This window comes from Larkinella sp. C7 (assembly GCF_006149005.1).
Lineage (GTDB): Bacteria > Bacteroidota > Bacteroidia > Cytophagales > Spirosomataceae > Larkinella.
The window spans coordinates 53,502-75,673 of record NZ_VBSL01000004.1; the positions used below are offsets into that span (position 1 = coordinate 53,502).

Genomic DNA, 22,172 nt, shown 5'->3' on the forward strand with positions numbered 1-22,172 from the left:
TTCTTATAAATTACGTAATTTCACTCGAATAAATTCCTGACAATCATGTCGGACCGATTCTTTGATTTAAAAAACGACCGGCGGTTCAGCGTTTACCTATACCGCGCCGGGTTCGGTTTTTGGCTGCTTTATATACTGATGGGGGCCCGTTTTATGCACGATCTGGTGGCGTATCGGACGGATTGTGCGGTATTCTCTTTCTTCCTGATGGTGTTGGCTCTGTCGGCATCGATGTACTACGATTACTACCATCACCCCGCTGAGTTTGAGCAGAAAAAGAAGTGGCTGATTGCGATGTATCTGGTTCTGGCCGGGTTGATCTACTTTTTCATTTTGCGGAAAGAACCGCTCAATCTGGCGGAGTTGCTGCCCCGGTTTTAGGATTTCATTACTTTCGTAATCTCGTTCAACCGTTCCATTTTGTGCTGAAAATCACCTTTCAGGCGGTTTCGGATGGCTTGCAGGTTGTCGAGGGTTTCCTGTAGGGAGTCCGGCAATATGTCCTCCAGTACTTCCCGAAACCGTTTGGCAAACGTCGGCGATTTTCCGTTGGTCGATATGGCAATTTTCAAATCCCCTTTTTTGACGACCGAACTCAGGTAAAAATCGCACAGATCGGGCGTATCGGCTACATTGACGAGAATCCGGCGGGTTTTGCAATCGGTTTGTACCTGAATATTAACGGCTTTATCATTCGTGGCTACGATGACTAAATCGTTGTTGTCCAGATACTTGATGGCATAGGAATCGTAAATTAGCTGAAGATTGGGGTGTTGTTCCGCGAGATCCACAATTTCCTGCCGGATTTCGGGCGAAACCAGCGTAACCGGTGCATGGGGCGCATTGGAGAGCAGCGCCGTTACTTTTTCCAGCCCAACATAACCGCCACCCACCACCAGCGTTTGCAGGTTTTCAATCTTCAGGAAAATGGGAAAGAGGGAGTTCATAGAGTGGGAATGAAGCAAATGATACCTTTTTACAACCTACTCTTACATTTATCATTCATCATTTTACATTATTTTCTAATAATAAATGTAAAATGATGAATGATAAATGTAAGAGTAATGAGCTTAATTCCGTTCCAGAGAGTGCTGTAAATCAGCCAACTGCAACTCCCGCAGCCGGGCAACTTCGCCAACGACGATGATGGCCGGAGAGCTAATTTTTGAGGTAGCTACTTGCTCGAGAATGGTCGAAACCGTTCCGGTAACCACCTGTTCCTCCGTAAGCGAACCGTTTTGAATGATGGCAACCGGCAATCCGGCTTTGCCACAGTCGCCAAAAACCGTCATGATTTCGGCCAGCTTGTGCATGCCCATCAGGATAACAACAGTTGCCGTTGACTGAGCGGCAAGGTGCAGATCCTGAGAGAGTTGCCCGGTTTTGGTAGTGCCGGTAACCACCCAGAAGCTTTCGCTGACACCCCGCGTAGTGAGCGGAATACCCGCCAGTGCCGGCACGGCGTAGCTGCTCGATAAACCCGGGATCACTTCAGTTTCAATGCCGAATTGCCGGGCGTACTCCATCTCCTCATACCCACGCCCGAAAATGAACGAATCGCCACCTTTCAGCCGAACAACCTGGCCGTAATTCTGGGCATAATGGACAATTAGCGGGTTAATTTCTTCCTGCGTACAAGAGTATTCGTTCAAGCGTTTGCCAACGTATACTTTCAGCGCATCCGGCTTGCAATAGTCCAGTAAATCGGGGTGTACCAACGCGTCGTACATGACCACAGCGGCCTGTTGCAATGCCTTCACTCCCTTCAAAGTTATCAAATCCGGATCACCGGGACCCGCACCTACCAACGTTAATTTCATGAATAACGAGTTAGGAGTTAAGAGTAAAGAGTTAAGAGTTGTATGCGTCGGCCAACTCTTAACTCCTAACTCTTAACTCATCATTCTTAGCTATCTTTCGCAATGACCAGTTCCCGCAATTCCGGCAGGCCATCCTGTTCAATTTGGCGTTCGCGGTACGCTTTCACGTTTTCGATGAAGGACTCGGCTTTGGCAATAAACGATTGCGCGAATTCTTCCGTCGGTTCGTTTTTGTTGATGCTGAACACCAGGGCTTTGAAGCCACCTTCTTCGGTATGGAAACCGGGTTCGCCGATGAAGTTTTTGTCGAAATCGCTCACGACACCGTGCTGGGTATTGGTGTTGATATCTTTCGTCATCAGACTGCCTTTGGCCCCGGTAATGAACACGTTGTACGCGTGATAGATGGCGTCGGCCCAGCGGCTTTCTCGGAAGGCTTCATTGGCCCAGCCCAGTTTTTCGGCGGCTTCGGTCAGGGTCGTAGCAACGAGGTCGATCATGACGCTCGCGCACTCGCCGATTCCAATTTCGGTCACAAACTGTTCGGTGTGATCCCAGTCCGTATAGTCTTCCTGCGACAGGGTTTTCAGATCAGCCAGCGGTTTCAGCAGGGTATAAAAGTAATTTTTCCCCTGACGGGCGTAGTAGTCGCTGTAGTATTCCCCTTCGAATCCGTTGGTTTCGTAATCATTCAGCAAAATCCGCAGTCCGTCGGGGCCGCGTTTGGTTGGAATTTTGACGACTTTATCGCCAAAAAGCCCTTCACCCTTGCCGTTGAAACCACCGCCGAGCAAGACCTGCAAAGCCGGAATGACGTAAGCGCCGTTTTTTACGGAACTGCTGTGGAAACCGATGTTGGCCACCGAGTGCTGCCCGCAGCCATTCATGCAACCCGAAATCTTGATTTTGATGTCGCTGTTGTAAATCAGGTCTGGAAACTCGGCGGTCATCATTTTTTCGAGTACCCGCGTAATGCCGTAGCTGCTCGAAATGGCGAGGTTACAGGTATCGGTACCGGGACAGGTGGTGATGTCGGCTGTCGAGTCAAAACCGGGTGTTGCCAGACCCAGGGTATCAAGCCCGGCGTAGAGTGCGGGCAGGTTTTCAGGACTTACAAACCGCAGCAAATACCCCTGGTTGACAGTCACGCGAATGTCATCCCCCGCGTATTGTTTCACCAGCGACGCCAGGGCCCGTGCTTTGTCGGAGTGCATGTCACCCAACAAAACGCGCAACTGAACGGCATACCAGCCTTTTTGTTTCTGCTCGAAAACGTTGGTTTTCAACCACGCCTGATACGGCGCGTCGGTTGATAATTCCGCCGGATTTACCTGGGATGACGGTTCGCCCGGGGTGAACGTAAAACCCCGATCGGTATCAATCGCGTACGTTTTGTTCTTTAACGCCAGCCGTTCTTCTTCCACCCGGCGTAGAAATTCTTCCAGACCAATGTCCTGGAGCAGGAATTTCATCCGGGCTTTGTGCCGACGGGTCCGTTCGCCGTAGCGGTCGAAAACGCGGATACAGCCTTCAATAAAGGGAATAATTTTGTCTTCTTCCAGAAATTCAAACGCGGTTTCGGCCATGTAAGGCTGCGCGCCCAAACCGCCACCGACCATGACCTTAAAGCCCCGTTTGCCTTCTTCGTTGATGCGGGGAACCAGGCCGACATCGTGCATGTAGCCATAAGCGGCATCTTTTTCGCTTGATGACAGGGCAATTTTAAACTTCCGGCCCATTTCCTGGCAGATCGGGTTGCGGAGTAAATAATCGAAGATCGAATAGGCGTAGGGCGTAATGTCAAACGGTTCTTCCGGATCAATGCCCGCTTTAGCCGAGCCAGTTACGTTCCGGACGGTATTTCCACAGGCTTCCCGCAGCGTAATTTTGGCATCTTCCAGGTCCGACCAGAGTTGGGGGGTATCGGCCAGTTTGACAAAGTGCAACTGAATATCCTGCCGTGTGGTGGCGTGCAGGTTTCCGGTAGCGTATTTGTCGGAAATATCGGCAATCCGAATCAACTGATCCGCCGTAATGCGTCCGTAGGGCAATTTGATCCGGATCATCTGGACACCCGGCTGGCGTTGGCCATACACCCCGCGTCCCAGACGAAATTTGCGGAAGTTTTCTTCGGCCATGTCGCCGGAAGCAAAACTGCCAATTTTTTCCTGAAGAACCAGAATATCCCGTTTAGCGGCTGCGCTGACGTTATCGGTGAATTGAACTGACATGGTGTAGTGCTTTAGTGAGATAGTCGATAGAATTAAAAGACTAATATTCTGAATAAAAGGCCGGAAGGTATTCCGGCACTTTTATGTATGGTTTACATACAAATGTACTCATTTATGAGTTCCTGTCCCGTCGTAAACAGACCTACTTTTTATTATTGGTCATTACTTGCGGTTATAGGAAAACCGATTCTCCCATCAATAGTTTATGCATCACTTACGCTGCTTCACCCTGCAGCATCAGCGCGCCCACGGTTACGTTTGAGGTTTCATCGATGAGGATCGCACCACCGTTGACCCGGTTTTTGCCGTATGGATCAAAACTGACGGGTTTCGCCGTTTTCAGAATGACGCGGGCAATGTCGTTCAGTTTCAGACTCTCGGCATCTGTAAATTCTTCGTAGGTGTTGACGTTCAACTGATACACAATTTCGCGCACGGCACAGCGGGTCCGGAACGTACCGTGCTGGAGCGTGTATTTACTACCGACCTTCAGCGGTTTGGCATCCATCCAGCACAACAGTGCTTCGACATTCTGACTCACAATCGGCAAGTTGTCCGATTTTACAATGAGATTGCCACGGCTCACATCCACATCGTCGGCCAGATGCAGAACGACCGACATGGGGGCAAAGGCTTCTTCATAGTGGGTTTCGGCAATTTCGATGGCGTCGATGGTCGACGTCTCGCCGGTCGGCAAAACCGTTACGGCATCGCCTTTGCGGAAAATACCGCTGGTAATTTTGCCGGCGTACCCACGGTAGTCGTGCAATTCGGCGGTTTGGGGCCGGATGACGTATTGGACGGGAAAACGGGCATCCGTCAGGTTTTCATCCTGATCGAGTACGACGGTTTCGAGGTGGCTCAGCAACGGTTCACCTTCATACCACGGCATGTTGACCGATTTGTCGACTACATTATCACCATTTAAGGCACTCAGCGGAATGTAGGTCACCTCGCCGACATTCAGCTTCTGGGCCAGTTCGTTGTAGTGTATGCAGATGTTGGAAAAGACATCCTGCGAATACCCAACCAGATCCATTTTGTTGATCGCCACCACGAGGTGCGGAATGCCCAGCATAGACGCAATCAGCGAGTGCCGGCGTGTTTGTTCCACGACGCCGTGACGGGCATCGACCAGCACCACCGCCAGTTGGCAGTTGGAAGCCCCCGTCACCATGTTTCGGGTATACTGGATATGCCCCGGTGCATCGACGATGATAAACTTGCGTTTCGTGGTCTGGAAATATCGGTAAGCCACATCGATGGTGATGCCTTGTTCCCGTTCCGAGCGTAAACCGTCGGTCAGTAAAGCCAGGTCAATTTCACCGTCATCACGGCTTTTGCTGGCGCGTTCGATGGCTTCCATCTGGTCGGCCAGAATGGATTTTGAATCGTATAGCAGGCGGCCGATCAGCGTGCTTTTGCCGTCGTCGACACTACCTGCGGTAATAAATCGGAGTAAGTCCACTTTAAAGAAGGTATTTTGTTAAAAATTCATCGGGCGTACAGATCGCTACATCGCTAACTAAAAAATGCTTCGGATTGCGGGTAACAAGGTCTGTAAGGTCAGGAATGTTTTTTGCACTTTCATAAAGAACGGCATCCTCGAAATCGGTAAAACTCGACTTTATGGCCGATGCAGTATGTTGATTAGAGATGGTGGAAATGCCGATGTAGCTACACAGTACCTCAAACTGATGAACAATATCTGTATGAGGTACCTTATAATAATTCCGAAGTATGTAATAGACCGTTACTAATGTGAGGGGACTCACAATTGCCAGGATTTTTTCCCGCTCTGCTAAATCAAAAACCCTGGCGGAAGAATTCCAGAAGGGCTCCCTTTTGGCAAGTAAATCGATTACAACATTTGTATCAATAAATACAATCGGTTTCATTAAAGGTGTTTTCTTACGATGGCATCTTCCCGCGCATTGAAACTATCGTTCGCTAAAACCGGGAAGGCCCCCAACAAAGACGCCGTTTTGGGTGACAAAGAATGCGGAGTCTGCAAAGTTGCCTCCGATGGGTGCAGAAAAGGATCGTCTTTGATCTCTATAAATGAGAGATTTTTAAGCAATTCCATCACAAAGGAAGCTTTTTCGTCGGGGACCTCTATCAGAACCTGCATATCCGTATGTCATTAAAAATACCCACCCTTTTTCCGGTCTTCCATAGCAGCTTCCGACACCTGATCGTCGATCCGGGTTTCGCCCCGTTCGCTGATGCGGGTGGCCTGAATTTCGGCAATGGCGGCTTCGAGCGTATCGGCATCCGATTCAACGGCTGCGGTGCAGGAAATGTCGCCAACGGTTCGGAAACGAACCCGCCGGGTCACAATCTGATCGCTTTCTTCCGGTTGAATCACGCCTTTGGCCGTTGCCAGTAATTTGCCGTCACGCAGAATCAATTCGCGTTCGTGGGCGAAATAAATGCTCGGCAAGTCGATTTTCTCCCGTTTGATGTAATTCCAGACGTCGAGTTCAGTCCAGTTCGAGATCGGGAACACCCGGACGTTTTCGCCTTTGTGAATCTTGCCGTTGTAGATGTTCCACAATTCCGGGCGCTGAAGTTTGGGGTCCCAGGAACCAAATTCGTCACGGACCGAAAAGACGCGTTCTTTGGCGCGGGCTTTTTCTTCGTCGCGCCGGGCCCCACCAATGCAGGCATCGAACTCAAATTCTTCGATGGTGTCGAGCAGGGTAAACGTTTGCAGGGCATTCCGGCTGGCATTCCGGCCCGTCGGTTCTTTCAGTTTCTTTTCCCGGATGGTATCTTCCACATACCGGACAATCAGCTTTTCGCCCAGGCTTTCGGCCAGCCAATCCCGGAAATCGAGGGCTTCCTGAAAGTTGTGGCCGGTGTCGATGTGAACCAGCGGAAACGGGAATTTGCCGGGGCGAAAGGCTTTGAGCGCCAGATGCACCAGCGTGATGGAATCTTTTCCACCCGAGAACAACAGCGCGGGGCGTTCAAACTGGCCGGCCACTTCGCGCATAATCTGAATCGCTTCCGATTCGAGTTGATCTAAATAATCAAGTTTGTAGGTACTCATTTTTATCTCTGATTCCCTCTGATGCTCGCTGACAAACGCTGTGTAATAACTTTTTAATTGTTACACAGCGTTTGTCAGAGTACATCAGAGGTTATTTTGCGTGTAATCCACATTCCTTTTTCGAATTATCTTCCCACCACCAGCGGCCGGCCCGGAAGTCTTCGCCTTCCTGAATGGCGCGGGTGCAGGGCTGGCAACCGATCGACACGAAACCCCGGTCGTGAAGCGGGTTGTACGGCACATTGTGCTGGCGCACATACGCTTTCACTTCGTCAAACGACCAGTTCATCAACGGATGAAATTTGATCAACTGATGCGCATCGTCGGCTTCCAGTTGGGTCATGGTCTGGCGGTTTTGCGATTGTTCGGCGCGAATACCGGTCACCCAGATTTTGTTGCCTTTCAGCGCCCGGTTGAGCGGTTCTACTTTCCGGATAAAACAGCATTCTTTCCGGTTTTCGACCGATTCGTAGAAACTGAACGGTCCTTTTTCGTTCAGCAGTTTCTCCACCGATTCGCCTTTTGGGAAGTAGGCTTCAATTTTGGTATCGTACCGGCTGTTTGTTTTCTGCCAGACCTGATACGTTTCATTGAACATCCGGCCGGTATCCAGCGAAAAAATCCGGATGGGCAGGTTGTTGGCCAGGATCATGTCCGTAATCACCTGGTCTTCGTAGCCCAGGCTGGTTGAAAAAACCACCTGGCCGGGAAATAATTCGGCCAGCGTTTGCAGGCTTTCAACTTCGCTCTTGCCCGCCAGGCGTTCCGCCAGGCTGTCGATTGTGTAGGAAGGTTCCGCGATCATATTCTACCGACGGATTGCGCGGGTCACCCCGTTTGGTCCGCAAAATTTATAGTAAGCTATAGTTATCCTACTTCAAAGCGATGGGTTTGCCTCCTTCTTTGGCCGAACGACGGGCCGCATCCAGAATTTCCATCACAATCATGTTCACTTGCAACGATGACAAATCATCGACGGATTTAGTTTCACCCCGCACCACCTGCGCCAGATAGTCGAACGGATCGGTAACCGGCGCATCGGTTTTGGCCGCTTCCGCCGTTTGTTCGGTTTTGTCTTCCTTCAGCCGAATCCGCATTCGCGTACCGTCGAGCGTAAACACATACCCGGTTTCGCCGTAGACTTCCATGTCCTTGCGACTGAACGGCCAGTTCCAAGACGCCTGAATAACGACCTGCGTTTTGGGATAGGTCAGCACAATGGTCGCATCGTCGTCCACTTTCGGGTACACATCCGGTTTGATCTGTAAGGTAAAGGCACTCACTGCGGTAGGCCGTTCCCCTTTTAGCAGCCAGGTTGCCAGATTGGCGCCGTAACACCCGAAATCGAACAAGGCTCCGGCGCCGTTGGTAACCGGATCGGTCAGCCAGGCCACAAATTCCTTGTTCATCCGGCTGGGGCCATCGTGGCCGTCGTGCACGACAATCCGGCGGATCGGGCCGATGGCGCCGTCTTTTACGGCAATCTGGTAGGCTTTGTGGTTGCTGCCATACCAGGTGGTTTCGTAGTTGGTCAACAGATGGATCTTGTGCTTTTTGGCTAACGCTTCCATCTGCCGGGCCTGATCGATGCTGACCGCCAGCGGTTTTTCCACCATCACGTGAATACCGCGGGGGGCGCAGATTTTTACGACGTTGAGGTGGTTGCTGATCTCGTTGAATGCCGTCACCGCATCCGGTTTGGTTTTGTCCAGCATTTCCTCCACCGTCGAATAGACCAGGCTCATCGGTAAACCGTAGCGTTGCATGTACCGCTCGGCCACTTCCCGGTTGGGTTCGGCAATGCCAACGACTTCGATATCCGGGTCGCCGGTTTTCTTCGCCCGGTTCAGAATCCAGCCGACGTGCGAATGCACCAGGCCGACGACACCAACCCGAAGCGGTTTTTTGGTGGTTTGAGCCTTGCTGTTCAGGCCTGTCATAAAAGCCAGTAGAAAGAGGAATACACAAGAAATCGCACGCATATACATTTGAGTAGATACCAACACTATGTACACCTCAATCCATAATCTTTGTCAGGCCGTAATTGGCTTGACGGTTTCCGCCGACTTTCGAACCGCCTGTTCAAAATCTTCGACCAGATCATCCGCATCTTCCAGTCCAACCGATACCCGAATCAACCCTTCGGTTATGCCCAAGGCGGCTTTTTCGTCCGGTTTTAGTTTGGAATGCGTGGTCGTAAACGGATTCGTCACAATCGTCCGCGTATCCCCTAAGTTAGAAGAAAGCGAGGCAATTTTCAAAGATTCAAACAGGGCCTTTACGCGCTCAAAACCGCCTTCCACCTCAAACGTGACGATGGCGCCACCGGCTTCCATCTGCCGTTTCGCCAGTTCATACTGCGGATGGGAGGGCAGGAAAGGGTATTTCACGGCGTGGACATCCCGGTGTTGCTCCAGCGCCTGCGCCAGTTTCAGGGCGTTGGCACAATGGCGATCCATGCGAAGCTCCAGCGTTTCCAGGCTCTTCGACAGCGTCCAGGCGTTGAACGGTGACATCGACGGGCCGGTATGCCGCGCAAAAAACCGGATCGGCGCCATCAACTCTTCCGAGCCGACGATAACGCCACCCAGCACACGTCCCTGTCCATCCATGTATTTCGTCGCAGAATGAACCGAGAGGTCGGCACCGAGATCGAGCGGTGTTTGCAGAATCGGCGTGGCAAAACAGTTATCGACGTTGAGGATAAAACCGTATTTCTTTTTCAAACGGACCAGCATTTCCAGATCCACGAGTTCCAGACCCGGGTTCGAGGGCGTTTCCAGGTACACCATTTTGGTGTTGGGCCGGATGGCCGCTTCCCAGTCCGCTTCCGATGCGTCGGCGTCCACGTAGGTGTACGTGATGCCCCACTTCACCAGAATTTGCGAAATGATCTGGTGCGCCGACCCGAACAACGCCCGGCAGGCGACGATGTGATCCCCGGATTTCAGCAAAGCCGCCATGCTGGCAAAAACCGCAGCCATACCGGTTGCCGTGGCAATGCCGGCTTCGGCGTTCTCAAGCATACACACCTTATCGACAAATTCCGTCACGTTCGGGTTGGAGAAGCGGGAGTAAATGTTCCCTTCTTCGGTTTCCTCAAACAGGGCTTTTCCCTGCTCTGCGCTTTCGAACGTGAAGCTGGATGTCAAAAACAAAGGCGTCGAATGTTCGCGGTACTGCGATTTCTTCGTCTGGATACGAATGGCTTTCGTTTGTCTTTTCATGAATCGAAATGTAGACAAGAGAGAGGAGACAGGAGAATCAAGAAAATGGCAGCAGGTGATTTGCGTCTTTTCTCTCTTGTCTACCCTCTTTTCTCTCAAAATATAACTGTAAAAATATTCCGCAAACTTACGATTATTACGACAACGCCGACCATAATCATCATGGCTTTTATCGGCAATCGGGTCGAAAGAATGGCGGCAATGGGGGCGGCAATCATACCGCCCAGAACCAGACCGATGATAATTTGCCAGTGGGTCAGACCGATGAGCGTAACGAAGGTCAGGGAACTGGATAGGGAAATGAAAAATTCGGCCAGATTGACCGAGCCAATCGTATAACGCGGATGCCGTCCGCTGGCGATCAGCGTCGAAGACACGATAGGCCCCCAGCCTCCGCCCCCAATGGCGTCCATCGTTCCGCCAAACCAGGCGAGCAACCCGATTTTCTTGATGGGCTTTTTCTTGATGCGTTTGGTCAGCGCTTTCTGGATAATCAGTACCCCCAAAATAGCGGTATAAACCGCCACGACGGGTTTGATGTAAATCGAATACTGTTCCAGCGACACCAGCACATAGGCGCCCATGCAGGCCCCAATGACACCGGGAATCAGGACGGCTTTGAAGAGTTTGCTGTTGACATTCCCAAACCGCAGGTGCATATAGCCCGACACTCCGCTGGTAAATATTTCGGAACTGTGAACGCTGGCACTGACAGCCGCCGGACTCACGCCCACGGTTAGCAGAAGCGTCGAAGCCGTCACGCCGTAAGCCATCCCCAGCGCCCCGTCGATCATCTGGGCCACAAAACCGCCCGCAACGTAATACCAGAAATCACTGTTCAGTTCCAGCGATGTCATCACCAGCGTCAGCCGGTCGAGCGTGAGGTAACTGAACAGCAAATGCCCGACAATCATCAGGGCCAGGGCCGAAGAAATATAAATGGCAATTTCGGTTCGGTTACGACGGCGAAGCATGACAGACCGGGCCGGGCCATCGGCAACCAGATCAACCTCCGATTCCGGAAACGCCTGCCGCAGGGCTTTCACCTGCTCAGCCGCCGATTCACCCTGAACCGTTATTTTCAATCCATTCAGGTTCAGCCCGACGGGGGTAGAGGCTTCTGGCGAAGAGTCGGAGGCTGAGATAGACTGCATAGGTAATTAGCTATATATAGTTAGTAGAGAATTGTTCTCATGAAAAACGGCATTAAGAAATGCCGCCGTGATCATTGAATTAGACTGCAAAGGTGGGCAATAGATTGGATTAAAGCAAGAACCACGCCTGATTATTCACCCCCGGCAATCGGATCTGCGGTTCCATCCGGGTCATTCTTGACAAAGCCGTTGGTCGGGATGGTTCGACCCCGGATCAGCAGCAAACCGGCCACGTGCGGAGACGCCATCGAGGTACCCGACAGGGTGGCATAGCGACCGTTCAAATACGTCGACGTGATCCGAACGCCATACGCGCAGATGTCGACCGTCGGGCCGAAATTGGAGAACGAAGCAAAATTACCACTTTGGTCCATGGCCGAGACCGTGAATACATTGGCATGATTAACATTGGCCGGCGCGTATTTTTCGGCAGATTCTCCTTCGTTCCCGGCCGCAATCGCAAACAGAATTCCTTTGTCGGCCGCTTGTTTGATGACCCGTTCGAGGCTCGCCGACGTTCCTTCGCCACCAATGCTGATGTTGACGACATCGCCTGCTTTGCCGTTGGTATTGACGTAAGAAACCGCCTGAACCAATGCCGACAGTTTGCCTTCGCCTTCATTGTCCAGCACCCGCAGGGCCACCAGCGTGGCACCCGAAGCAACGCCGGTTACGCCAATGTTGTTGTTTAACGCACCGATGATGCCGGCAATGTGGGTGCCGTGGCCATTTTCGTCATCGGCGGTTTTGCCGGTCAGAAACGACTGGCTCCGGCCCGAATCGACATTCAGATCGGGGTGATCCAGATCAATACCCGTGTCGAGAATCCAGGCGGTTTTGTCGGGATTCAGATCGCCCCGTCCGTAGCCAGTCTGCTTCACATTCCAGGTCAGTGTGGAGGTGACGGCCACATCGACGCAACTGCAAAGGGAGATAATACGGTCGGGTTCGACGAGTTCAACGGATGGGTCGGCTTTCAGCGTTTCCGCTTCAGCGGCACTGACGTGCGCCAGAAAACCGGTCGATTCGCCGGAAAAAAGCACCTGGGCATTCGGATCGTTCAGGCCGTGGCGGGTTAAAAGTTGCTGAACGGCGGCACCAACCCGCGCATTCGGCGCTACCGGTAAGTTCTCCGCAGATTTGTACGTTACAATATACGAACCGGCAATGGCCTGCCCGTTGGTAACGGACGACTGAACCAGGCAATCACCCGCTGGCCCAATGGCATCCTGATCAGACTGACACCCAATTAATAGAGAGAGAATTGCGACATTGACAGAACAAGTCGATAAAAATGTCCACCGCATACGAATTGATTTCTAAGAAAGCCGGGAAATGAAAAAAGTAGCGGTAGATCGATAAGATTCATGTAGTTACAGTGAAAAGACCTCATTGATTAACGAATGGAAAAATCGAAAATTGTACCCGGTTTCATGCGGTTGCGATTTTGCAGAAATGAAACCAGATTAGTAGAAAAAGCCGTTAATTTGCTTTTTTTCCTATACTTTTCCCTCATGAGAAAATACGCAGTTGTAGTGCTTTTCGTTGCACTTTGCGGCCTAAAAATTCCGGTAGCCCTTGCTCAGGATACAACCTTGACAATTCGGGCCATTGAAGGCCTGAAGTACGATGTTCCGCGTTTCGTGGTGCGCCCCGGCACCCGGGTCCATCTGACCCTCGATAATTACGACGACATGGCTCACAATCTGGTGGTTACGCTGCCCAATTCGCGGTTGCGGGTGGTCAATACGTCGCTGGCACTCGGCGATCAGGCCGTCAAACTTAATTACGTTCCCCGCACCCCGGATGTCGTGGCACACACGGCAACGGTCGATCCGGGCAAATCGGAAAAAATCAGCTTTGTGCTGTCGCAGGAAGGGATTTACTCCTACGTCTGCACGTATCCCGGGCACGGTTTTGTGATGTATGGCGTCATTTACGTCACCCGACGGCCCGCAACGGTTCCCCCGCTGGACAAAGATCCCAACGTAGCGGCCAACCGCAAAGACGATATGGCTGGTCATGCCGGACACATGCCCGACCATCCGTACGAACTCAAATACCCGGCAGTGTATCGAACCTTCATGCCCGATTCCGGCCCGGCTTCCATTGCGGTTGGACTGACGCCCAAACAGGCGTATTGCTGGGATGCCGGGGCTTGCCGGTTGCGTTACGCCTGGACGGGGGGATTCATCGACCAAAGCGACCACTGGGATGGGAATGGTAAAAAACCGACGCACGTGGTCGGCGACGTCTATTTTCGGGATCAGGGCGGTTTTCCGATCCGCTTTGGTACCGCCGACCGGTTGCCGGAAGTCCATTTCAAAGGCTATAAACTCATCAACCGCTACCCGGAATTTCGGTATACTGTGAATGGAATTGAAGTTCGGGAGATGATCAAACCGTTGCCAACGGGCCGGGGGCTGGTGCGGCATTTCAGTCTGGGAGCGGTTTCCGGCCCGATTTATTTTGCGTGTAAACCCGGCGATGGTGTCAAATACCGTCCATCGGTGGGCAAAATTCAGGACGGTATGGTACGCTTGCCGGTCGGAACAAGGAACTTCACGATAACGATGACTGCGGAATGAAAACGACAACTACGAGTCTGATAGGAACACGGATGACACGGATTGGACGGATTTTAATTTATCTGTTTTTATCCGTTCTATCTGTATCATCTGCGTTCCCATCAAAAAACTTCCCCGCCGATACGATTACGGATTATTACGAAGTGGAAACCATTCAGATGCCCAAAGGGCTGACGGCAGAAACGGATGGTCTGGCGGTTATGCCCGATGGCCGGATTGTGGCCGGTTTTCACCGGGGAGAAATCATGATGTATAACCCCAAAACAAAAACCTGGAAGCTGTTTGCCGAAGGGATTCACGATCCGTTGGGGATTATGGCGGTGAACAACAGCGAGATTCTGGTGATGCAGCGACCGGAACTAACCCGCATCAAAGATACCAACGGCGACGGCGTGGCGGATGAATACCTCACCGTGACCGATGACTTTGGGCTGTCTGGCAATTACCACGAATTTGCCTTTGGACCCGTGAAAGATAAACAGGGAAATCTGTTCATTGCCCTGAATTGTGCGTCGAACGGAGCCGGAATTTTCCCGGAAGTACGCGGGAAACTGGACACCCTGGGCCGACCGGGCCGGATGTATTCAGCGGTACCATACCGGGGCTGGATCATGAAGCTGACACCCGACGGAAAACTGCATCCTTATGCCAGCGGCTTCCGGTCGCCCAACAGCATCGGATTTGATGCCAATGGAAATCTGTTTGCGTCTGATAATCAGGGCGATTGGTTGGGGACGAGCAAGTTGTATCACGTTCAGGAAGGGAAACACTACGGCCATCCGGCGAGCCTGTTGTGGAAGGAAGGGTTTCCGCATCTTACGCCCATCAAATTGCCGGTCAAAATGCTGGATAGTCTGCGGACGGTCGAGAGCGTGGCGTTTCCACACAGCCGGATTGCGGATTCCCCTACACAGCCGGTGCTGGACAATACCGGTGGCAAGTTTGGGCCGTTTGTCGGGAAAATGCTGGTTGGCGAGATGAACCATCCGTACCTGGTTCGGCTGATGCTCGAAACCGTCGATGGGCATATTCAGGGGGCCTGTGCGCCATTTCTGGTTGGAAGTGGTTTGCGGAAAGGAAATAACCGGCTGGCTTTTGCGGCCGATGGCAGCCTGTGGATTGGCCAAACCGACCACGGCTGGGCGGGCGACCGGGGCATTCAGCACGTTCGCTGGAAGGGGAAAGTACCGCTCGAACTGGCCGACATGAAACTGACGCCGACTGGTTTTGCACTGACGTTCACGCAGCCACTCGATGCGGTTACGGCGAAACAAGTGGCTAACTTTCAGTTCAAACGCTATTATTACGAATACCACGAAGCCTATGGCTCCAAGCAGTTCGATGTGCAGCCTGTGGCGGTTTCGAATGCCGAACTCTCGGCCGATGGAAAAACCGTGACGCTGAAACTGTCGGAACTCAAGGCCGGGTACATCTACGAACTCGAACTGGGCAAACTCCGCTCCACGACCCAACAAAACCTTCTGAATCACCTGGTTTGTTATACCCTCAACCGACTTCAGAGAAATACGCAGGCGAATCCATAAGAAAATCCTACTTTTGCGAGTGAGTTGTTTCGCAGAGTTAATCAGAGTAAAAAGGAGTTAAGCAGAGAAAACTCTGATAAACTCTGATTTCCTCCGCTTAACTCTGCGAAACAACTTTCTTTAAAGCGCATAAAAAGAAGTTTATATGTCTGAATACAACCACAAAAAGATTGAAGAAAACTGGCGGGCGTTCTGGGAAAAGAACCACACCTTTCGCACCGAAAACGACGCTTCAAAACCAAAATATTACATTCTCGACATGTTTCCCTATCCGTCGGGCGCCGGTTTGCACGTCGGCCATCCGCTGGGATACATTGCCTCCGATATTGTTACCCGCTACAAACGGCTGAAAGGATTCAACGTGCTGCACCCGATGGGCTTCGACTCCTTTGGTCTGCCCGCCGAGCAATACGCCATTCAAACCGGTCAGCATCCGGCGATTACGACCGAAGAAAATGCGACCCGCTACATTGAGCAGTTGAAAAATATTGGCTTCAGTTTCGACTGGAGCCGCGAAGTTCGCACGTCCGACCCAAAATTTTACAAATGGACGCAGTGGATTTTCATGGAATTATTCCGCAGTTGGTATAACAAGGAAACCGACCAGGCCGAACCCATCGAGACGCTGATTGCCAAGTTTGAAACCGCGGGTACTTATGGAATTCAGGCCGTGTCCGACGACGATGTGCCCCATTTCACCGCCGAAGAATGGAACGCCAAACCGGAACGCGAGCAATACGAAATCACGTTGAAATACCGCCTGACCTACGTGGCCGATGCGGTCGTCAACTGGTGTGCGGCTCTGGGAACGGTTCTGGCGAATGACGAAGTGAAGGACGGGGTGTCGGAGCGGGGTGGTTATCCGGTGGAGCAGAAACTGATGCGCCAGTGGATGATGCGAATTACGGCCTATGCCGACCGGTTATTGCGCGGGCTGGACACCGTCGATTGGTCGGACTCACTGAAGGAACAACAACGCAACTGGATCGGAAAATCGACGGGAGCGGAAGTGAGCTTCCAGATTGAGCACCGCGTTGAACAGATCAAAGTTTTTACAACCCGGCTGGACACCATCTTTGGCGTGTCGTTTATGGTGCTGGCACCAGAGCACGAACTGGTGGCGGAATTGACAACACTGGCGCAAAAACCGGCCGTTGATGCGTACGTTACGGCTGCTAAAATGCGCTCCGAGCGCGACCGGATGGCGGATGCCAAAACGGTTTCGGGCGTGTTTACGGGCAGCTACTGCATCAATCCGTTCAACGGCGAGCGTGTGCCCATTTATCTGGCCGATTACGTGTTGGCGGGTTATGGAACGGGTGCCGTGATGGCCGTTCCTTCCGGCGATCAACGCGACTGGGCGTTTGCCAAGCACTTCGATTTGCCGATCATTCCGATTCTGGATGGTCAGAAAGATATTGATAAACAGGCCGATAACACCAAAGAAGGCCGGTATATCAACTCCGGAATCATCGACGGTCTGACGTATCAGGAAGCGTTGCCGGTTCTGGTCAAATTTCTGGAAGAACACGGGATTGGGAAAGCCAAAATCAATTTCCGGATGCGCGATGCGGTTTTCAGTCGCCAGCGGTATTGGGGTGAACCCGTTCCGGTTTATTTCAAAGACGGTCTTCCTTATTTATTGGACGAACAGGATTTGCCGCTGGAATTGCCGCCGGTCGATAAATACCTGCCCACCGAAACCGGTGAACCGCCGTTGGCGCGTGCCGAAGATTGGAAATATAAAGGCGATTTTGAGTATGAACTGAGCACCATGCCCGGATGGGCGGGTTCGAGCTGGTACTGGTACCGCTACATGGACCCGCAGAACGACCAGGAATTTGCCGATCAAAAAGCCATCGACTACTGGCGCGATGTGGATTTGTACGTGGGCGGTTCCGAACACGCGACGGGCCACCTGCTGTACAGCCGGTTCTGGAACAAATTCCTGAAAGACCGGGGCTATGTGCCGGAAGAAGAACCGTTTAAAAAACTGGTCAATCAGGGCATGATTCTGGGCCGCTCGAATTTTGTGTATCGACTGAAAGAATCGGTTGGTGAAGGCAAAATACCGGTTTTTGTTTCCAACGGTCTAAAGGGTCAATATGACGTGACACCCTTGCACGTCGATGTCAATATTGTTGAAAATGATGTGCTGGATGTGGAGACCTTCATCAAAACACGTCCTGATTTTGCAGAGAACGCTGAATTTATTCTGGAGGACGGCAAATACATCTGTGGGGTCGAAATCGAGAAGATGTCGAAATCGAAGTTCAACGTCGTCAATCCCGATACGATTGTGGAACGCTACGGGGCTGATACGCTGCGGTTGTACGAAATGTTCCTCGGCCCGCTGACCGACGCCAAACCCTGGAATACGAATGGCATCGACGGCGTGTACCGGTTTTTGAAAAAGTTCTGGCGGTTATTTTACGAAGAACCGACCGAAACGCGCCCCGGTCGCTGGCTGGTGACCGACGAAAAACCGACGCCCGCCGAACTGAAAGCGTTGCACAAAACCATCCGGAAAGTGGCGGAGGACATTGAACACCTGTCGTTCAACACCTCGGTCAGTGCCTTCATGGTGTGTGTCAATGAGTTGTCGGCCTTGAAGTGTAATAAAAAGGCGGTTTTACAGGAACTGGTCGTGGTGCTGGCTCCGTTTGCGCCCCACATCACGGAAGAACTCTGGGCCGCTTTGGGCAACGAAGCCGGTACGCTGAGCTACGCCGAATTCCCGGTTTTCAATCCGGCTTATCTGGTCGAAGACACCATCGAATACCCTGTGCAAATCAACGGCAAAGTCCGCACGACGCTGGTGTTTTCGGTGGATACGGTGGCGTCGGATATTGAAAAAGAAGTCCTGGCGAATGAGGTGGTTTTGAAGTGGCTGGAAGGGAAAACGCCGAAAAAAGTGGTGGTGGTGCCGAAGCGGATTGTGAACGTGGTGATGTAAAGGTTAAAGCGAAAACTTTTCCGAAATGATAAGCTCCGACGTATCTACCGAAACCGTTAAAATTCTGACTTACAACCTCAACGGCATCCGGTCGGCACTGAGCAAGGGATTGGTCGAATGGCTTTCGCAAAATTCGTTCGACATCCTGTGTTTTCAGGAAGTGAAAGCCACCCACGATGTGGTCGATTTGCTGCCGTTTGAAGAACTGGGTTATCAGTATCACTGGCATGCGGCCGAGAAGAAGGGCTACAGCGGGGTGGCTACGTTTTCGAAACTGCCGCCGGATCTGGTCGTTTTGGGGTGCGGCATCTCGGTTTATGACTGCGAAGGCCGGATTCTGCGCACCGATTTTGGCGACCTGACGCTGCTGAACTGCTATTTTCCGTCGGGAACGACCGGCGAAATTCGGCAGACCGTCAAGATGCAGTTTCTGGATGATTTTTTCGACTACGTTCAGGAGTTGCGCCAAACCCGACCGAATGTCATTGTCGTCGGCGATTACAACATTGCGCACACCGCCATTGATATTCATGATCCGGTTCGGAACAAAACGTCGTCGGGTTTTTTGCCGGAAGAACGGGCGTGGCTATCGAAGTGGTTCGACAGCGGTTTTATTGATTCCTACCGTTACAAAAATCCGGACAAAATCGAATACAGTTGGTGGAGTTACCGGGCCGGTGCGCGCAGCAGCAACAAGGGCTGGCGGATCGACTACATTTCCGTCAGCGAGCCCTACAAAGACCACATCGTGGCCGCCGGACACCTGCCCGACGCCGTTCATTCCGACCACGGCCCGGTCTGGCTCGAAGTCGCGCGATGAAGGATTTTTTCGATATTGACTCGATTTTTTTTACGGTTCTCGGCTATCCGATGAGCTACCTGGAATTTGTCGGAACCGTCGTTGGCGCCTTTGCCACCTGGTGGTCGGCCAAAGCGAATATCTGGAGCTGGCCCGCTGGACTGATTAGCGTGACGACGTTTTTCTTTCTGTTTTATCAGATTCAGTTGTATCCCGACATGTTCCTGCAAATCTTCTTTTTTGTCATGAACCTCGTGGGCTGGTGGGAGTGGACGCACCCGAAAACCGGAGAAGAAGACCAGAAAAGTGAACTGAAAGTCAGTCAATTGTCACAGAAACAGTTTGCCGTGATTCTATTCGCCGGATCGCTGGCGACGGTTCTGTTCGGGACAATTGCCGGAAATCTGCACGAATGGTTTCCGATATTGTTCAACAAACCCAGCTCGTTTCCGTATCTGGATTCCTTTACGTCGGTGATGAGCATTGTGGCCACGTTTCTGCTGATTCGGAAAAAAGTGGAAACCTGGTATGTCTGGCTGCTGGTCGATGCCATCAGTGCCTACATGTATTTTGTGAAAGGGCTGAAAGTGGTTGGTATCGAATACGCGTTTTACTGCCTGATTGCCCTGGTCGGAGCGTATCATTTTACGAAGGAGTTTCGAAGTTATCCCCAGCCCGCCCGATGATCGGAAACGTAAAGTTGATCTGCCTGTATGGTTCTGAAAGCGTTGGAAAAACCACCCTGGCGGAGCAACTGGCTGCGCATTACCAGACGGTTTTTGTGCAGGAAGTGGCCCGTGATCTGATTACGTCCAACGACCTGACGCTCGACGATTACGTGACGATCGGCCACGCCCAGACGAAGGCGGTTCTGGAGGCAACCCAAAAAGCGAACAAACTGCTGATCTGCGATACGGATCTGATTACGACTGAATTATACGCCGAGCATTATTTGCAGGAAGTTCCGCCGGTTTTATACGAACTGGAAAAACAGATTACCTACGACCGGTATTTCCTGCTGAACATCGACGTGCCCTGGGTCGCCGACGGTTTGCGCGATCTGGGGCATCGGCGGGAAGAAATGTATAACCGCTTCAAAACCGCCCTGGCCGAACGGAACATCGATTACGTTGATGTGTCGGGCGATTGGGCCACGCGCTGGGCGATTGTGACGGGAGAAATTGATCGTTTACTCGCCTAACTTCAGGTGATCCGCGAGTTTAAAAACCTCTTTTAAACACTTCGCCGTTAAAACCGCATCTTCGAGGGCGTTGTGAATGTCGGACTCGCGTTCGAAGCCAAAATGGCCGGCAATGTCTTTCAGGCTCAGTCGTTGCGGAACCGGTTTGTTATTTTTTTTCAGAATCCGAAACGAAAAATAACTCAGCGTGTGCAGATCGATTAACGTCCGGGAATACGGCCATTTGAGTTTCTCCAGGCGGTAGGCTTCCTTCAGAAAATTGATGTCGTTGATCACGCTCTGCCCGCAAATGATGACGTCGCGCAGATACGGGTTGTTGTCGGTTGTCGTCTGGGTTTTCCGAATTCCCAACTGGGTAATAATCCACTCTTCCAGTTCCGGCAATACGTCGTAAATCATGGGCGCATCTTCCAGATCGGCCAGCGACAGGTTGTGAATCTTTTCGGACGAACTCGAAAACGCGTCTTCATTTTCGGGATACACATTGGTCAGATACTGGCCTTTTTCGACCCAATTATCATCGAAAAGCACGGCACCCACCTGAATAATTTCGTTCCAATCCGGCTCCGGGCCGGTCATTTCAAGGTCAAGGACTAAAAAAGGCATGGTGTTTTATTTTAATCGAGGGTCGAATATAATGGATTCTATACTGACAACTTTCAACGTCTTATGTTCCGGGTGAAGTGGATTGAGCAGGTAGTTGAATTCGGTAGGCGAGTGGATTGACGGGACGCGCATAAGCCAGTGTTGTCGTTTTTTGATCCACTCGTCCGTTATTTCGGATAGATGGAAAGGGGCCGGGGTTAAGTTCCAATCATTGGGAAACGTATTTCGCTCCAGATTGCGAACGGAAGCTGAATCGGGGATTTCAAGCGTTACAAGAGAGACACCCTCAGGTAACCTTGTCCAGTTGGCAAGTGTTTCCAGCATGGTTAAGGATACATGCTCTGACGTGTAAATGATACGGGTTCCCACAGTATGCCAACGACCGGAACGATAGAGTCCACCAGTTCCGCTCAAATCATCAGCGTATAACGTTGGTGCGATTCGGTATAGAAGCATAACAATCGTCTCGGCGTTATGAATAAATACCGTATTTCATGCGACCCAGAATTTCCAAAATCTGCGCCCGGCCAAATGCTGAGTCGAGCAAGTCCATGGGTTTTTCACCGCCTAATGCGTAATTTTTGCTTTCCAGCCAAAACCGGAAATCTTCCGGTTTTTTGAAAAGTTCTTTACCGGTTTCAAAAACTTCAGAAAGCGAAATTGCTTTTTCCGTTTCGTCCTGTGACAATTTCGTGCCCGAACGGATACGCCGTTGATAGGTGCTTTCTGAAATGGCGAGAATCTGGCTCATCATTTTATTGGTAAATCCCATATTCTTCTGGAGATGAGCGACTGATTCCATGGGCAATCCTGCCCGTACAATCTCCATTAAATCAAGTTCATGCCGAACCGAACGCTTCATAAGCTGCTCCCCGCCTAATGCCGTTACAATTTGTTTTATCGATATTTGCATGGTTATTTGATTGCCCTAGGCTTGTCATTTGACAACATCCTGACAAATATATAAATTCCATGCGTATCTATTGGCTTG

21 protein-coding genes and 1 pseudogene are annotated in these 22,172 nt (G+C 51.5%); 7 read left to right on the plus strand and 15 right to left on the minus strand.

The genetic code is table 11. The features are described 5' to 3' along the window. The first annotated feature begins 45 nt into the window (after window positions 1-45). The gene (locus tag FH871_RS11185; protein ID WP_138991529.1) at window positions 46-381 is read left to right on the plus strand and encodes a hypothetical protein; all 336 of its coding nucleotides are present in this window, start codon (window positions 46-48) and stop codon (window positions 379-381) included. On the opposite strand, the gene FH871_RS11190 is transcribed toward FH871_RS11185, so the two are convergent. The 12 genes and pseudogenes from FH871_RS11190 to FH871_RS11245 form a co-directional block, all read right to left on the minus strand. Beyond that, window positions 378-947, minus strand: coding sequence for a bifunctional precorrin-2 dehydrogenase/sirohydrochlorin ferrochelatase (locus FH871_RS11190; protein ID WP_138991530.1), 570 nt, complete (start codon window positions 945-947; stop codon window positions 378-380). The genes FH871_RS11185 and FH871_RS11190 overlap by 4 nt on opposite strands. A gap of 123 nt (window positions 948-1,070) precedes the next feature. Beyond that, on the minus strand, window positions 1,071-1,820 hold the full coding sequence (gene cobA / locus FH871_RS11195) for a uroporphyrinogen-III C-methyltransferase (RefSeq protein ID WP_138991531.1): 750 nt from the start codon (window positions 1,818-1,820) through the stop codon (window positions 1,071-1,073). A gap of 86 nt (window positions 1,821-1,906) precedes the next feature. Further along, window positions 1,907-4,051: a HEPN domain-containing protein gene (locus FH871_RS11200; RefSeq protein ID WP_138991532.1), complete on the minus strand. Its 2,145-nt coding sequence runs from the start codon at window positions 4,049-4,051 to the stop codon at window positions 1,907-1,909. A gap of 214 nt (window positions 4,052-4,265) precedes the next feature. Next, complete coding sequence (locus FH871_RS11205) at window positions 4,266-5,519, minus strand: sulfate adenylyltransferase subunit 1 (protein WP_138991533.1); 1,254 nt, start codon at window positions 5,517-5,519, stop codon at window positions 4,266-4,268. A 1-nt stretch (window position 5,520) separates the two neighbouring features. After that, window positions 5,521-5,949 carry a PIN domain-containing protein gene (locus tag FH871_RS11210; protein WP_138991534.1) on the minus strand — a complete coding sequence of 143 codons (429 nt, stop codon included), beginning with the start codon at window positions 5,947-5,949 and terminating at the stop codon, window positions 5,521-5,523. Then, window positions 5,949-6,182: a hypothetical protein gene (locus FH871_RS11215; RefSeq protein WP_138991535.1), complete on the minus strand. Its 234-nt coding sequence runs from the start codon at window positions 6,180-6,182 to the stop codon at window positions 5,949-5,951. The genes FH871_RS11210 and FH871_RS11215 overlap by 1 nt, the downstream gene beginning before the upstream one ends. Before the next feature lie 12 nt (window positions 6,183-6,194). Then, a pseudogene (cysD, locus tag FH871_RS11220) lies at window positions 6,195-7,118 on the minus strand (sulfate adenylyltransferase subunit CysD); the annotation flags it as partial. Between the two features lie 79 nt (window positions 7,119-7,197). Continuing rightward, the gene (locus FH871_RS11225; protein ID WP_138991537.1) at window positions 7,198-7,911 is read right to left on the minus strand and encodes a phosphoadenylyl-sulfate reductase; all 714 of its coding nucleotides are present in this window, start codon (window positions 7,909-7,911) and stop codon (window positions 7,198-7,200) included. A gap of 67 nt (window positions 7,912-7,978) precedes the next feature. Further along, window positions 7,979-9,046 (minus strand): Gfo/Idh/MocA family protein, encoded by a 1,068-nt coding sequence (locus FH871_RS11230; RefSeq protein WP_229317217.1) that lies wholly within the window; start codon window positions 9,044-9,046, stop codon window positions 7,979-7,981. A gap of 93 nt (window positions 9,047-9,139) precedes the next feature. Next, a complete protein-coding gene (locus FH871_RS11235) occupies window positions 9,140-10,333 on the minus strand; it encodes a PLP-dependent aspartate aminotransferase family protein (RefSeq protein WP_138991539.1) in 1,194 nt (397 codons plus the stop codon). A 95-nt stretch (window positions 10,334-10,428) separates the two neighbouring features. After that, window positions 10,429-11,487: a sulfite exporter TauE/SafE family protein gene (locus tag FH871_RS11240; RefSeq protein WP_138991540.1), complete on the minus strand. Its 1,059-nt coding sequence runs from the start codon at window positions 11,485-11,487 to the stop codon at window positions 10,429-10,431. A 131-nt stretch (window positions 11,488-11,618) separates the two neighbouring features. After that, window positions 11,619-12,794: a S8 family serine peptidase gene (locus tag FH871_RS11245; RefSeq protein WP_138991541.1), complete on the minus strand. Its 1,176-nt coding sequence runs from the start codon at window positions 12,792-12,794 to the stop codon at window positions 11,619-11,621. 207 nt (window positions 12,795-13,001) lie between these two features. Between FH871_RS11245 and FH871_RS11250 the strand changes: the two genes are divergently transcribed. The 6 genes from FH871_RS11250 (at window position 13,002) to FH871_RS11275 (ending at window position 20,575) form a co-directional block, all read left to right on the plus strand. Next, on the plus strand, window positions 13,002-14,075 hold the full coding sequence (locus FH871_RS11250; protein ID WP_138991542.1) for a plastocyanin/azurin family copper-binding protein: 1,074 nt from the start codon (window positions 13,002-13,004) through the stop codon (window positions 14,073-14,075). Continuing rightward, window positions 14,072-15,619, plus strand: coding sequence for a sorbosone dehydrogenase family protein (locus FH871_RS11255; RefSeq protein WP_229317219.1), 1,548 nt, complete (start codon window positions 14,072-14,074; stop codon window positions 15,617-15,619). The genes FH871_RS11250 and FH871_RS11255 overlap by 4 nt, the downstream gene beginning before the upstream one ends. Before the next feature lie 145 nt (window positions 15,620-15,764). Beyond that, complete coding sequence (gene leuS, locus FH871_RS11260; RefSeq protein WP_138991543.1) at window positions 15,765-18,575, plus strand: leucine--tRNA ligase; 2,811 nt, start codon at window positions 15,765-15,767, stop codon at window positions 18,573-18,575. 25 nt (window positions 18,576-18,600) lie between these two features. Beyond that, window positions 18,601-19,395 carry an exodeoxyribonuclease III gene (locus FH871_RS11265; protein ID WP_138991544.1) on the plus strand — a complete coding sequence of 265 codons (795 nt, stop codon included), beginning with the start codon at window positions 18,601-18,603 and terminating at the stop codon, window positions 19,393-19,395. Continuing rightward, window positions 19,392-20,060 (plus strand): nicotinamide riboside transporter PnuC, encoded by a 669-nt coding sequence (pnuC, locus tag FH871_RS11270; protein WP_138991545.1) that lies wholly within the window; start codon window positions 19,392-19,394, stop codon window positions 20,058-20,060. Before FH871_RS11265 ends, pnuC begins: the two co-directional genes overlap by 4 nt. After that, window positions 20,057-20,575 carry an AAA family ATPase gene (locus FH871_RS11275; protein WP_138991546.1) on the plus strand — a complete coding sequence of 173 codons (519 nt, stop codon included), beginning with the start codon at window positions 20,057-20,059 and terminating at the stop codon, window positions 20,573-20,575. Before pnuC ends, FH871_RS11275 begins: the two co-directional genes overlap by 4 nt. On the opposite strand, the gene FH871_RS11280 is transcribed toward FH871_RS11275, so the two are convergent. Genes FH871_RS11280 through FH871_RS11290 form a run of 3 tightly spaced genes read right to left on the minus strand, consistent with a single transcriptional unit; the run spans window position 20,564 to window position 22,094 of the window. After that, complete coding sequence (locus FH871_RS11280) at window positions 20,564-21,181, minus strand: 3'-5' exonuclease (RefSeq protein ID WP_138991547.1); 618 nt, start codon at window positions 21,179-21,181, stop codon at window positions 20,564-20,566. The two genes, FH871_RS11275 and FH871_RS11280, sit on opposite strands and share 12 nt — an antisense overlap. 6 nt (window positions 21,182-21,187) lie before the next feature. Next, a complete protein-coding gene (locus FH871_RS11285; RefSeq protein WP_138991548.1) occupies window positions 21,188-21,637 on the minus strand; it encodes an RES family NAD+ phosphorylase in 450 nt (149 codons plus the stop codon). Window positions 21,638-21,653: 16 nt separating this feature from the next. Continuing rightward, on the minus strand, window positions 21,654-22,094 hold the full coding sequence (locus FH871_RS11290) for an antitoxin Xre/MbcA/ParS toxin-binding domain-containing protein (RefSeq protein WP_138991549.1): 441 nt from the start codon (window positions 22,092-22,094) through the stop codon (window positions 21,654-21,656). Window positions 22,095-22,172: the final 78 nt, after the last annotated feature.

What these genes read in the sequence shown, in the direction of transcription:
- FH871_RS11225 (WP_138991537.1), bottom strand. Translation starts at nt 7,911, where the DNA reads ATGATCGCGGAACCTTCCTACACAATCGACAGCCTGGCGGAACGCCTG.
- FH871_RS11285 (WP_138991548.1), bottom strand. Translation starts at nt 21,637, where the DNA reads ATGCTTCTATACCGAATCGCACCAACGTTATACGCTGATGATTTGAGC.
- FH871_RS11280 (WP_138991547.1), bottom strand. Translation starts at nt 21,181, where the DNA reads ATGCCTTTTTTAGTCCTTGACCTTGAAATGACCGGCCCGGAGCCGGAT.
- FH871_RS11235 (WP_138991539.1), bottom strand. Translation starts at nt 10,333, where the DNA reads ATGAAAAGACAAACGAAAGCCATTCGTATCCAGACGAAGAAATCGCAG.
- FH871_RS11290 (WP_138991549.1), bottom strand. Translation starts at nt 22,094, where the DNA reads ATGCAAATATCGATAAAACAAATTGTAACGGCATTAGGCGGGGAGCAG.
- FH871_RS11200 (WP_138991532.1), bottom strand. Translation starts at nt 4,051, where the DNA reads ATGTCAGTTCAATTCACCGATAACGTCAGCGCAGCCGCTAAACGGGAT.
- FH871_RS11230 (WP_229317217.1), bottom strand. Translation starts at nt 9,046, where the DNA reads ATGACAGGCCTGAACAGCAAGGCTCAAACCACCAAAAAACCGCTTCGG.
- FH871_RS11215 (WP_138991535.1), bottom strand. Translation starts at nt 6,182, where the DNA reads ATGCAGGTTCTGATAGAGGTCCCCGACGAAAAAGCTTCCTTTGTGATG.
- FH871_RS11240 (WP_138991540.1), bottom strand. Translation starts at nt 11,487, where the DNA reads ATGCAGTCTATCTCAGCCTCCGACTCTTCGCCAGAAGCCTCTACCCCC.
- FH871_RS11245 (WP_138991541.1), bottom strand. Translation starts at nt 12,794, where the DNA reads ATGCGGTGGACATTTTTATCGACTTGTTCTGTCAATGTCGCAATTCTC.
- FH871_RS11265 (WP_138991544.1), top strand. Translation starts at nt 18,601, where the DNA reads ATGATAAGCTCCGACGTATCTACCGAAACCGTTAAAATTCTGACTTAC.
- FH871_RS11185 (WP_138991529.1), top strand. Translation starts at nt 46, where the DNA reads ATGTCGGACCGATTCTTTGATTTAAAAAACGACCGGCGGTTCAGCGTT.
- FH871_RS11210 (WP_138991534.1), bottom strand. Translation starts at nt 5,949, where the DNA reads ATGAAACCGATTGTATTTATTGATACAAATGTTGTAATCGATTTACTT.
- FH871_RS11190 (WP_138991530.1), bottom strand. Translation starts at nt 947, where the DNA reads ATGAACTCCCTCTTTCCCATTTTCCTGAAGATTGAAAACCTGCAAACG.
- leuS (WP_138991543.1), top strand. Translation starts at nt 15,765, where the DNA reads ATGTCTGAATACAACCACAAAAAGATTGAAGAAAACTGGCGGGCGTTC.
- cobA (WP_138991531.1), bottom strand. Translation starts at nt 1,820, where the DNA reads ATGAAATTAACGTTGGTAGGTGCGGGTCCCGGTGATCCGGATTTGATA.
- FH871_RS11250 (WP_138991542.1), top strand. Translation starts at nt 13,002, where the DNA reads ATGAGAAAATACGCAGTTGTAGTGCTTTTCGTTGCACTTTGCGGCCTA.
- FH871_RS11275 (WP_138991546.1), top strand. Translation starts at nt 20,057, where the DNA reads ATGATCGGAAACGTAAAGTTGATCTGCCTGTATGGTTCTGAAAGCGTT.
- FH871_RS11255 (WP_229317219.1), top strand. Translation starts at nt 14,072, where the DNA reads ATGAAAACGACAACTACGAGTCTGATAGGAACACGGATGACACGGATT.
- pnuC (WP_138991545.1), top strand. Translation starts at nt 19,392, where the DNA reads ATGAAGGATTTTTTCGATATTGACTCGATTTTTTTTACGGTTCTCGGC.